Source organism: Brevibacillus brevis (assembly GCF_001039275.2).
Classification (GTDB): Bacteria; Bacillota; Bacilli; order Brevibacillales; family Brevibacillaceae; genus Brevibacillus; species Brevibacillus brevis_C.
In genome coordinates this window covers 3,229,073-3,242,390 of record NZ_CP030117.1, presented here as the reverse complement: position 1 = coordinate 3,242,390, position 13,318 = coordinate 3,229,073, and the positions used below count along the sequence as shown (strand labels likewise).

Annotated in this window: 3 protein-coding genes; all 3 read left to right on the top strand. The window is 46.6% G+C overall.

All coding sequences use genetic code 11. The annotated features are described in order from the left end of the window. Positions 1-10 precede the first annotated feature (10 nt). The 3 genes from AB432_RS15825 to AB432_RS15815 are packed head-to-tail and all read left to right on the top strand — an operon-like array spanning position 11 to position 13,298. A complete protein-coding gene (locus AB432_RS15825; RefSeq protein ID WP_048033098.1) occupies positions 11-667 on the top strand; it encodes an HAD family hydrolase in 657 nt (218 codons plus the stop codon). Between the two features lie 21 nt (positions 668-688). Then, a complete protein-coding gene (locus AB432_RS15820) occupies positions 689-5,032 on the top strand; it encodes a type I polyketide synthase (protein ID WP_053079586.1) in 4,344 nt (1,447 codons plus the stop codon). Further along, positions 5,025-13,298 (top strand): hybrid non-ribosomal peptide synthetase/type I polyketide synthase, encoded by an 8,274-nt coding sequence (locus AB432_RS15815; RefSeq protein ID WP_048033097.1) that lies wholly within the window; start codon positions 5,025-5,027, stop codon positions 13,296-13,298. The genes AB432_RS15820 and AB432_RS15815 overlap by 8 nt, the downstream gene beginning before the upstream one ends. The last annotated feature ends 20 nt before the right edge of the window (positions 13,299-13,318 follow it).

Sequence of the window (13,318 nt, the reverse complement as noted above, 5' to 3'; positions counted from 1 at the left end):
GGAGAAGGGTATGCAAAAAAGTGTCGTGTTTGACTTCGATGGAGTGATTATTGATTCGCTAGAAGTACAGCGTAAGGCATTCTTTGATAGCTTTCAGCTCGTTTCCAATGGTCCGCTTCCCTCTTTTGAGGAGTTTCTGGGGCACAGTGGGGATTCCATTCCCAACATTTTCAGTAAAATGAACCTGCCACTTAGCATGGTTGAACATTATCGGAGAATAGCTAGCTCCAATATCCACCTGATTGAGATTGTAGAGGGGATGGAGGAGATTTTGCGCTTCATCCAAAACGAAGGATGGAAATGCGGATTATGTACGGGAAAAGATCGGAAGCGAACCATCCACATCCTGAAAGAATTCGAGCTGATTGATTATTTTGACACAGTGGTCTGTTCGGATGATGTAACCCATCCGAAGCCGCATCCGGAAAGCCTTCTGCTCGCCATCGAGCAACTGCACTCCAATGTTGAACACTCTGTATTTGTTGGAGACGGAAAAAACGATCTCATTTGTGCCAGAGAGGCGGAGGTCAAAAGCATTGCGGTCGCATGGGGCCATAATTCGGTAGAAGTGCTCCAGCAAGAATCGCCTAGCTATTTTGCCTATAGCGTCGATGAACTCAGACATGCGTTGCAAACCCTTTTTCAGCATCCAAGAGTTTCATTATGAAAAGCGGGAGTGATGTGAGTGATGGATGAAGATGTAATCCATTCAAAAATTGCCATCATTGGCATGGCCTGCCGTGTTCCCGATGCCGATACCCCTTTGGCTTTTTGGCGAAATATCGTCAACGGTGTGGAATCCATCAAGACGTTTACAGATGAGGAGTTAAGGGATGCAGGTATTCCGGTCAATCTCCTCAACGACCCTCAATATGTAAAGAGAGGAGCTATCCTCAAAGATACAGAGTATTTCGATGCAGGCTTTTTCCGTTATTCAGAAAAGGATGCAGAGATTACCGACCCGCAGCACCGTGTCTTTCTCGAATGTGCCTGGGAGGCGCTAGAAGATGCTAGCTGTGTGCAGGACATAGAGCAGCAAGTGGTAGGAGTTTACGCCAGCTCTTGCATCAGTAGCTATTTTTTGCGTCTTTATTCAGATCCGGAACTTGTGCAAAGACTGGGGCACGTGCAAATCGGCATTGGCAATGAAAAAGATTTTTTGGCATCCAAAGTTTCGTTTAAATTGGGTTTGCGTGGGCCTTCCGTCAACGTGCAAACGGCATGCTCCTCCTCCTTGGTCGCAGTCCATTTAGCTAGTCAAAGTCTATTGAATGGCGAGTGTGACATTGCATTGGCAGGGGGCGTGACGATCCGAAGTGAGCAAACAGGAGGGTATGTCTTCCAAAAAGAAGGCATGGTCTCCCCAGATGGTCATTGTCGTGTCTTTGATACAGATTCCGCAGGCACTGTTTTTGGAAATGGGATCGGGATTGTTGTTTTGAAGCGCTTGGCGGATGCCATTCGTGATCGCGACAACATACAGGCTGTCATCTGCGGTACTGCCGTCAATAATGACGGAGATGAAAAGATTGGGTATACTGCGCCGAGTCCAATCGGACAAGCGCAAGTCATTCATGAGGCGCTGACGGTTGCCAACGTCTCTCCACGTGAAATCAGTTACATTGAAACGCATGGAACTGGGACTGAACTGGGTGACGCAGTTGAAATAAAGGCGCTTAAAGAAGTATTTCAAGCAGAAGCAACCCAGCCCCAATTTTGCGCCATCGGGTCTGTCAAACCCAATATCGGCCACTTGGATACCGCAGCAGGCATCATTGGCTTGATCAAAACGACTCTTGCCTTGAAGCATCAAGTGATTCCGCCTTGCATTAACCATGAGCAGCCGAATCCCAAGCTGTCATTCGAGCAAAGTCCGTTCTATGTGAACACAAAGCCTCGTTTATGGAAAGAAGTGAGCCATTCCCCAAAGGGAGGCGTTAGTTCTTTTGGAATTGGAGGGACAAATGCCCACGTAATTTTGGAAGAGGCTCCTTCCTTTCCTTCAGATGCTTCTTTTAGACAGCAGCATCTCTTATTGTTTTCAGCTAAAACGGAGAAGGCATTAGAGAATGCTTGCAAGAAAATGGCGCAATTTTTCCGTGAGCATCCCCGACTTCCCCTTGCGGATGTGTCCTATTCATTGCAAACCGGGCGTGTTCATTTTCCTTATCGAAAAATGGTAGTTTGCTCTTCAGTCGCAGAAGCTGTTCACTCGCTTGAAACAGGGAGGGGCGACGTATCCAAAAGTGAAAAAGAAGAGCTGCGTACTGGGCTTCTGTTTTCGCCGCAAAGTCAAGCGATTCTCAAAATTGGGTACGAGCTGTACCGGACTGAAAAGGGCTTTGCCTGTATCATTGATGGCTATCTCCATGCCTGGACAACATCAGGAACAGTTGATGTACCCAGCATCGAGAGCATCTTGAAGGGATGTGGGCTTGATCATCATGAGGACAAGCTAGACTCTATGTATGTGGAAATGAGTCAGTTCATTTACCAATGCGCATTGGCTGACTTTATGGTTTCTCTCGGAATCAAACCTCATGTGGCGATTGCGGAGGGGACAGGCATATTCTCCGCTGTCTATCATGCGAAGCTATTATCTATGAATGATCTGGTTAGAATCATTGTTCTAAAACACAAGTGGCTTCATTCTGCAAAGGAACAACAAAGCCGGATGGAAGAAGAACTCGCTTTTGTATTACGGACGATAAGAGTGGGGGGGAATGATCTGGAGGTTATATCCAGCGGATCTCCCATCACGAACGAGCTGATTCGTGACACAGATTTTTGGTTGTACAACATGCAACAAATCTCTGTTACATCCTCAATGGAGAACTACCTCATGGAGAGGGACATTCCCCTTCTAATTGAGATGGGGATGAAGCATCGGGATTGGTCTGAATGCGAACCTCTACCTGTCATCCAACTGTTGCGTTCGCAAGAAATGACGGAATCGACAGAATGGTATTTTCATAACAGTCTAGGGGAGATATGGAAGCAAGGGGGCTCCATTCATTGGAAAGAACTGTATTCTGGCGAGAACAGAAACCGTCTGTCCCTCCCCACCTATGCCTTTGACAGAGACAAGTATTGGTTTGAGAAGAAAGATCGAGCGACACAACAACATGCCATTCGTAAAAATGAGCTGGAGAATTGGTTGTATCGTCCCGTATGGAAACAGCACAACGGATCGGGCCGTACACGTATGGACGACCAGTCTGATTCCTATTTAATCTTTACTGATACTAGCGGAATAGGAGAAGGAGTTAAGCAAGCCCTGTTAGCAAAAGGAAAACGGGTGTGTACCGTAAAAGCTGGCCGTTCATTTTTCAAGCTGGCTCCACATGAGTACGAGATTCATCCGGAAGAGACCGAGCAGTATCTCACGTTGTTACGAGAAGTTTTTCAACCGGGACAGGTCTGGAAAATCGTTCACATGTGGAGTCTTTTAGATGAGCCCTCGTTTTTTGAAAAGGATGTCTCCCAGCATGTACAGACGCCTACTTTTTACAGCTTATTGCACATGGGCAAATCTTTTGGGATGCTTGATCCTCAGCAGCCGATTCAGTTATTTGTTATCGCATCTGCGTCTCAGTCCATTATTGGGAACGAAGCTTTGTCGCCGTATTATGCTACTGCCTTCGGAGCTGTCCAGGTCATACCACAAGAATTTGGAAATGTCCATTCCGCATATTTGGAAATTTCGGCGGAAGAGTTCCAGAAGCAGAAACAGATCGGCATGAAATTGCTCGTTGAGGAGCTGGTCAAACAAGACCCGGAAAAAATGATGGCCATCCGCTACCGTCACAAATGGGTACGAACGTACGAACCCATTCGCTTAGATCTGCCCGTTGCTTCTGATCGTAAAGCTAGAGGGGTGCATCTGGTTTTAGGAGGTTTGGGCGGGATTGGATTGACAGCAGCAAGCGCGCTGGCTCATCAGGGTCCAGCTACAATTATTTTGACTGGACGCACACAGTTCCCTCGGGAAGAACACTGGCAGGAGTATCTGGCCAACTCTCCTGACAGCGATCCTACCCATCAGAAAATTCGCGAAGTCATGCAACTGAAAGCACTGGGCGCACAGGTTCATCTGTATCAGGTAGATGTAAGCGATGAAGCACAAATGAAGGCCCTATTGGAAGAGATCGACGAGAGGTTTGAACGGATTGACGGTGTTATCTTCTCAGCGGGCAGAGTCGTAAGCGATTTCTTCCAGCACTCGATTGCCCATATCAATCGGAGCATGTGTGAAGCAGAGTTTTCTGTGAAAATAAGAGGTATCCTCATTCTTGAAAAGCTCATTAGAGATAGAGAGATTGCGTATTGCATGGTGAACTCTTCCCTCTCTTCGATTCTCGGTGGGATTGGACTGGTTGCCTATACGGCGGCCAACCAATTCATGGATAGTTTTGTCCAAAAGATGAATCAAGAGCAGAGTCAAACCAGATGGATGTCCGTCGGCTGGGATGCTTGGAACTTCTCGGTTTCTGATTCAGGCAACCGTACAGCTGCGAGTGAACGTATGGAACAACTGATCACTCCCGCAGAAGGTAGACAAATTTTTGCTTATTTGTTCTCTCTCATCCATCATGAAGAGCATGTCATTGTTTCCACAACAGACCTGGAGCCAAGGCTCGCCCTCTGGGTCAACCGGCCCCGATACAAAGGGGAACGGCTTAAGAGTCAAGGGCGGAAAGAGTTGTCCATGGAGATGTTGCTTCAAGAAACGATTCAAGATTACATTGGGAATACGAAAATGGGCCTGGACGACAATTTCTTTGATGCAGGAATCACTTCGATGGATATTGTGGGGATCAATGATATCCTCCAGAAGACCATGGATAAGCCCGTTCTGATTTCTTCTTGGTTTGAATATCCGACCATTCGCAAGCTGGCCGGGTATTTGAAAGGGCAAGACAAGGGAATGGAAGCAAACGATCTCGGCTTTGATCGCTCCGAGATAGTCCATAAAGGGATCGATAAATTAAAAATGCTGCGAAAAAAGGGGAAGGAGGTTCGAAATGGCTGAGACTCGAAACTTCAACGGCTTGGAAATCGCCGTGATCGGCTTATCCTGCCGCTTTCCGGGAGCAAACAATCGCCAGCAATTCTGGAATAACATCAAGGATGGATTGGACTCTGTTACGTTTTTTACCGATGAAGAGGTCAAAGCAGAAGGAGTACCGCCTGAACTCATTCAGAATAAAAACTATGTAAAAGCGGGCGCGATCATCGATCAGTTTGAATATTTCGACGAACGTTTTTTTGGATATAGCCCCAAAGATGCCCTGGTCATGGACCCGCAGGTTCGGCTGTTTCACGAGGTTGCCTGGGAAGCCATGGAAGACGCCGGATATATTCCTGACAGTTATTCCGGATTAATCGGCGTTTTTGCAGGGGCATCGAGCAATTATAACTGGAATGCCAGAGTTTATTCCTATGAAGGGGAGCATCGCGATCTCTTCTCCGAAATCCAATTGAGCAACAAAGATTTTCTCGCCTCACGAATTTCCTACAAATTCAATTTAAAAGGACCCAGCTTAACACTAACGACCGCTTGCTCCACGTCGTTAACTGCCATTCATACTGCCTGCCGCAGTTTACTTAGTGGCGAATGTGACATGGCGCTCGCTGGGGGCATTTCCATTTTGATTCCGAATAAAAGCGGATATCTGTATGAAGAAGGGCTCTTTCTATCGAAAGACGGACGAATTCGTGCCTTTGACGAAAAAGCATCAGGCATCTTGTTTGGAAACGGGATCGGGGTGGTCGTGTTAAAGCCGCTAGAAAATGCACTGGCGGATAAAGACCATATTTGGGCCATTATTAAGGGGAGTGCCATCAACAACGATGGAAACCGTAAAGCGGGATATATGGCGCCAAGTGTTGAGGGACAGAGAGAAGTCATTCAAAGCGCATTGCAACTCTCCGATGTAGAGCCGGAGAGCATCTCGTACATTGAAACCCATGGGACCGGGACACAACTGGGTGATTCCATCGAGTTTACAGCGCTAAAACAAGTTTTTCATGATCGGCAAACCAAATGTGTTTTGGGCTCGGTCAAAAACAATATTGGCCATCTGGATGCAGCATCGGGTGTGGCGGGCTTCATGAAGACCGTACTCGCTCTGAAACACCGCCAGATCCCTCCCATGATCCATTTTTCGAAGAGCAATCCGATTTTGGAAATGGAGAAAAGTCCGTTCACAATCAACACAAAGTTGAGTGAGTGGAGCGATGGGCCATTTCCTTTACGGGCGGGGATTAGCTCGTTTGGCGTTGGGGGGCAAAATGCGCATTTGGTTTTGGAGGAAGCCCCTGAGGTCGACGAGTCGGTGAAGGATGAGCAGCAGCCTCACCTTATTTTACTGTCCGCCCAAAACAGCGAATCGCTGGAAAAGATGGCCGAAAACCTGGCGAAGCATGTGGAGGAACATCCCCAGACAAGGTTGCGTGATATTGCCTATACATTGCAAATGGGACGAAAATCTTTTGAATATCGCAAGCCAATCGTTTGCCAAAGCAGCGCGGAGCTGATCCGTGCTTTGAAAGATAAAAATCCCCGTCAATCACAGACTTATCGGGCAGATGGACAGCCTGAACAAATCGTGTTCATGTTCTCCGGTCAAGGATCCCAATACGTCAGCATGGGACAAGAACTCTATGCAAAGGAGGAGATTTTCCGGAAGCACCTCGATCATTGTTTTGCTATCCTCCAACGATACTCTGAGGTTGATTATCGCTCCATTCTGTTTCCAAAAGATAATGATCGGGATCAAGCCAGGGAAGCGATAGCCAGTTTGGATCATGGACAAGTCATTCTGTTTGCTTTTGAATACGCATTAGCCCGGTTATTGATGGAATGGGGAATACAACCAGATGTTGTGATCGGGTACAGTTTGGGCGAATATATCGCGGCGACGATTGCGGGGCTGTTTACCCTAGAACAGGCGATTCAACTGGTTGTCAAACGTGGGGAGTTATTTCAGCTACTGCCGGATGGATTGATGCTCAGTATTCCGCTTTCGGTAGAGGAAGTGACTCCATTCTTGTCTGAATCGCTGGAAATTGCCATTGATAACCACGTGTCTTGCGTAGTTGGCGGACCCAAACATTTGGTATTGGACCTAGAAGAGAAGCTGAAACAAAACAAATGGATCTGCACACCTCTTCCTTTTCCGAAAGTGATTCATACGTCACGGGTCGAATCGATATTGGATGATTACCAGGCGGCCTTTCAACCAGTTGCGTATCAGCAGATGCAGATTCCGTTTATCTCCAGTGTAACAGGAGACTGGGCAGGGAAAGAAGCTCTGGGCACCAGCGAATATTGGATCAATCAGCTAAAAGATACGGTGCGGTTTACGAAGGCAATCCAGCTTCTAGCGGATCAACGCGCTATTTTTATCGAAATCGGGCCGGGGCATGATTTGAGTGCTTTGGCAAAACGAACGTTGGGCTCAGATCCCGCTCCAAAAATACTAAATCTCATCCCGTTTGCAAACAGCAATGTCTCGGAGCACCACCATTTATACAAGCGGCTCGGCAAGCTGTGGCAATACGGGGTGACCATAGATTGGAACCAATTGAATCCACAGGGAACACGAATCCCATTGCCTACTTATCCATTTATGCGAAAGAAATTCTGGTTGGAAGAGACGGCACTTCAAGCCAACGCTACAAATCAATCGAAACAGATGGTAAGGAAAAACATTGAGGATTGGTATTACGTTCCGTCATGGAAGCGGCACACACCTATCCTTTCTTCCAAAAACAATGTTCACAAAGAAAAGCGGCGATTGATTTTTGCCGAACAGTCCCTGATCAGTGAGCTTCTGACGCAAAAAATAAAACAGTTGAGCGAACAATGTATCGTTGTTTATAAAAGCGAGCATCGACAGAAAATGAATGACAACGAATTTGCGATCAATCCGAGCAAAGACGAGGATTATGGCTGGCTCTTTCAAGAATTGAAAGCGAGTTCGTTCACGCCAGATGAGACCATTCATATGTGGAGCTTGCTGCTTGAACAGGAAGAGGGCTTCACGCTATCCGATTTGGATACGTCTCTCGATAACGGGTACTATAGTTTGCTTGCCATTGCCAAGGAATTCGGCTTGCATTTCTATGAGCAATCGATGGAGTTGAAAGTCATATCAAATGGGGTCTGTGAGGTTACTGGCTTTGACGGGAAAGAACCGCAAAAGTCTATCATACTGGGACCAATCAAAGTAATTCCGCTTGAATACCCGGCGATTCGATGCAGCTTCTTTGATATTGACATCACACCGGGGTCCATGGATATGGACAAAGCTATCGATTTATTCCTCCTGCCATTTCTCTCGCAAGATTGGAACGGTGTGGTTGCTTATCAAAACAAGTATTTTTGGTTTCCAGCATATGATGCCATCTCCACTCATGCCCAGGACGGCATAGAGCTGAAGCAAGGCGGTAAGTATTTAGTAACAGGCGGTTTGGGCGGGATTGGCCTCGCCGTTGCCAAATTTTTGGCGCAAAAAGCACAGGCGACCCTGATATTAGTGGGAAGGTCTGCATTTCCTCCGAAGGAAACATGGCAGGAGTGGCTTTCGGAACACCAGCCCGATGATGGGGTGAGCCGAACAATTCGCCGGTTATTGGAAATCGAGCAATTTGGTGGGAACATTCACATCATGAATGCTGATATCAGCGACAAGAGTCAAGTTCAAGAACTAATGAAAAAAGTTGATTGTCTACCTGGAGAACTGACAGGAGTGATCCATGCAGCAGGTGTGCCAGATGGGGAAATGATACAACGCTGCACACGAGAAAACGCTAAGAAGATGTTAGCAGCAAAGGTAGAAGGTACTTACTTTCTTTATGAGACTCTTCGCGAAAGGCCGCTGGATTTTTTAATCCTGTTTTCATCACTGAGTGCATACATTCCCGCAATCGGGCAGGCGGGTTACTGCGCAGCAAACTCTTTCCTGGACTCATTTGCAATTTATTGCCATGGAAATAAAAGTAATTTACCTGTTCTGTCAATCAATTGGGAGAGATGGAGAGGGACAGGGATGGCCCGGCAAATTGAAGAGAAGCATAAACAATTGACTGGTGAGGAGCTAGAGAATGCCATAACAGAAGAAGAAGGCCTGCACATCTTTTCCCGGATAGGCACGATTCAGCTTCCGCAGGTTGTCATTTCTGCCTATGACTTGAATGAGCTCACGACCCGGTATCATGATGCGAAAATTCACCTTATTTCAGAGGAAATCGCCTTTGATTACCCTCAGCCTTGTAACACGGAGACGTATGAACGGCCTGATTTGACAACTGAATATACCGCTCCGCAAAACGAACGGGAACGAAAGATCACAGAGGTATGGGAAGCACAGTTTGGCGTGAGACCAATCGGGGTTCACGACAGTTTGTTTGAATTGGGTGGAGACTCCATTATGGCTCTCTCCATTCTGGGAAAAATCCAAAAGCTGTTCAACGAGCGCATTCCCATGGCGTATTTTCTTAACCATCCTACTGTTGGCGGCATTTCCGCCTATCTGCAACAAACCAATCCAAGTAGGGAGGGCGGGATACACTCTGTAGCGCGAAAGGACTACTATCCGCTGACATCGGTTCAAAAGCGAGTCTATTTCTTGCAAAAGATGCATCCTTTCACGACGGTATACAACAATCCCGGCGTGTATCAATTAGAGGGGGACATCGATCCGAACAGTATTGAGCAAATCTTTCAAAAGCTCATCGAACGTCATGAAATTTTCCGAACCTCCTTTGGCTTCGTAGGGCAAGAGGTAGTTCAGACTGTGCATGAAACCATTCCATTCACCATTGAGGAGCTGGTACTGCCCGAGGAAGGAATGGATGCGGCAATCTCTGGGTTTATTCGGCCGTTTGAACCGGAAAAAGCGCCCCTTATTCGGATTGGCTATGAGCGAAATAAAAACATGCTGCTCATAGATATGCATCATTTGATTTCAGACGAGATGTCCTATCAATTGTTGATCAGAGATTTCCTGTCTTTCTTTAAAGGTGAAGAATTGCCAGTTCTACCTGTGCAGTACAAGGATTACGCTGAATGGCAATCTTCGATGAAAGTAAGCCCTGCTTTCGACAGACAGAAACAGTATTGGCTGGATCAATTCGCGAATGGTGAGCATGAGAATAAGCTCCAGTTGCCGACGGATTTCAAGCCGCCTCTCATTCAAAGTTTTGACGGGGACTTCATTCAGTTTCACATCGATGAACAAACAACAGAACGCTTCAAGCGTATGGTGAAAAAGGAAGCCGTTACAGTAAATATGGGTCTGCTGGCTCTTTATGCTGCTCTCCTATCCAAACTGTGCCAGCAAGAAACAGTAATCGTCGGAACACCTGTGTCTGGAAGGAAACAGACGGAGCTAGAGAACCTCATCGGACCCTTTGTTGATACGGTTGCCCTAAAACTATGCGTCGATGCAGCTACCTCCTTTTCAAAATTGCTGCAAGTCGTCAAGCAAACCATCTCTTCTGCATTGGATCATCAGGATTATCCATTTGAAGAGCTAATTAACAGCTTGGACATTCAGCGAGATTTGAGTAGGAACCCTTTATTTGAAACCATGTTCAGTTTTCGGGATGTCTACGACAAGACAGATCAGATCGGTGGAGTGAAGGAAATCACTTCGCTTTACAAGCATAAAACAGCCATGTTCAGCATTCGCTTTTCCGCTTGGGAGGAAGGTTCACAAATAGGTTGTGAGATTGAATATTCCACGAACCTGTTTGCAAGAAAAACGATGGAGCGTATGGCTCGTTATTTTGAAGATTTGATGAAACATGTTATAGACGAGCCATCAATAGCTTTGTCAGAAGTACAGATGGTGCCCGAGAACGAAAAACAGCAAGTGCTCGTAGGTTTTAACCAAACTCGACGACAAGTAGACCCTAGTCAAAACGTCCTGTCGTTGTTTGAGAGCCAGGTTGAAAAAAATCCAGAAAAAATAGCGATAACCATAGGTAGCTCATCTTTGAGTTACCGAGAATTGCAACATGCGGCAAACAGGTTGGCTCGTTATTTGCAAAAAAAGGGAGGAATGCGGGGAAAACCAGTGGGAATATACATCGAGCGATCATTGGAGATGGCCATCGCTATGATGGCTGTGTTGAAAGCGGGAGGCTCGTATGTTCCGATCGATGCCAGCATTCCTCTTCAGCGTCTGCAACAGATCAAAGAAGAAGCTGGATTAGACGTGATTGTTTCCACCAGCGAATTGTTGGCAGACACCAAGCTCTATTTCCAAAGCACGGTGCTTCTGGATCAGGAGTGGGACGAAGTTTTGCAGGAATCGTCTACTCCATTGAACTTTACTGTCGAACCGTCACAGACGGCTTATATCATCTTTACATCCGGTTCCACAGGCAAGCCAAAAGGGGTTATGGTTCCGCATCGTGCATTGAGCAATTTTCTGCTATCCATGTCGAGAGAACCAGGCATGACAGCGGAGGATAAGCTTCTATCGGTGACGACCTTCTCCTTTGATATTTTTGGGCTGGAACTGTTCTTACCGCTCATTACCGGAGCGACGGTAATACTCGCAACCAAAACGGAAATGGGCGACGGGAACCAGTTAAGATTATTGCTCGAAACACACGGAATCACAGTAATGCAGGCGACACCAGCCACGTGGAAAATGATGATCATGTCGGGATGGTCAGGCAGTCCGCAATTGAAGGCTCTATGCGGCGGAGAAAGCCTGCCAACAGATTTGGCCCGGGAAATGCTCGAGAGGGTTGGATCTTTCTGGAATATGTATGGACCAACGGAAACCACAATTTGGTCGACTGTTTCCGAGATTACAGATGCGGAACAGCAGACGATTGGCAAGCCCATTGACAATACGCAAATCTATATTTTAGACAGCTTCAATAAGCCCGTTCCATTGGGCGTATACGGGGAAATGTATATAGGCGGCATGGGTGTGGCCTCCGGGTATGTGAACAATCCGACGCTAACGGCTGAGAGGTTTGTAGCCAATCCATTCGATAGCGATCTGCACCCTAAGATGTACAGAACGGGAGACATCGCTCGGTTTTTGGCGGATGGCACTATTCAATGTGCGGGCAGGGTCGATGATCAGGTGAAGATCCGAGGTTTTCGCGTTGAGCTGTCCGAGATAAAAGCAATTATTTCCTCGTATCCAGGGATTCAGGACAATGTCGTGGTGCTAGATACGATGGTGGAAAGTGCCGGGAAATCCGGCGGGGTTGATGACAGGTGCTTAACAAGCTACCTGGTACTAGGGACAGATAAGGCTGTCAGTTTTGGTGAGCTGAAAGGGTTCTTGCTGGAGCGTTTGCCAGCTTATATGGTCCCGCAGCAATTTTTCGTCATTGAGAAAATCCCGTTGAACAGCAACCAAAAAATAGACAGGAAAAAGCTGAAATCCCTGCAACAAATCCAACTCGTCAGTTCCAATCCATTTAAACAGCCGACTACCGAAGTGGAAGAACAGCTTACTTCCATTTGGAAAGAGCTATTGCACTTGGAGAGAATCAGCACCGCAGATTCCTACTTCGATTTAGGTGGGACATCTCTTAGCGTTGTACTGATGCAGGAAAAAGTAAAAGAAGTTTTCGAGTTGCAAATCCATGTGGCGGATATTTTTACACATCCGACTATTGAAAAATTGGCTGCCTATATCGAGCTGAGCATCTCAGCATCGCAAGGAGAGGGAATGCGTGGAGTGAAACTGCCCGTCAATTACTTCTTGTCAACAAATGATCGAGGTGAAAACCTTCCGTTGGCGTTGGAATTGGCCTCAACCACCGCACAGGGCTTATTCCAAATCTCCCGGTTCCATGAGATGCGGGTCGAGGAAGTCATGCTCTCTCTGCTTTTTTATTTGTTGAAACAAGTGTCAAATGAGGTTTGCATTTCTATTCATCTATTGAACAAGCATGAGCAGGTCCAGACAGTGACCATTGATTTTTCCAACATGACCGATTTTGACTCACTTTTCCTGGCGGTCAAGGAAAGCATCAAAAATGATAATCGTCTGAATGTACTTGCAGATCCTTACCACATGGGACAGAAACAGGATAAAACCTTGTATTTCCTGTATCCGTTGACCCCTTCTGTTCCTAGCAGAGCTTTGTCTTCATTCAATGCAATCTGGAGATGGGAAGTGGACAACCAGGAAAGAATCAAGGTTTATCTGGACTACGACAGCTTGCTATTTAAAGGCACAGAATTGAAAAAAGTGGTGCAAGGCTTTGCCCATTTGGCGAAGCAATTGGTTTCAAATGTTGTTAATACGTAACAGTGTTAGCCAAGTTGGGC

Coding starts and splice junctions, on each gene's coding strand:
- AB432_RS15825 (WP_048033098.1), top strand. CDS start 11: ATGCAAAAAAGTGTCGTGTTTGACTTCGATGGAGTGATTATTGATTCG.
- AB432_RS15820 (WP_053079586.1), top strand. CDS start 689: ATGGATGAAGATGTAATCCATTCAAAAATTGCCATCATTGGCATGGCC.
- AB432_RS15815 (WP_048033097.1), top strand. CDS start 5,025: ATGGCTGAGACTCGAAACTTCAACGGCTTGGAAATCGCCGTGATCGGC.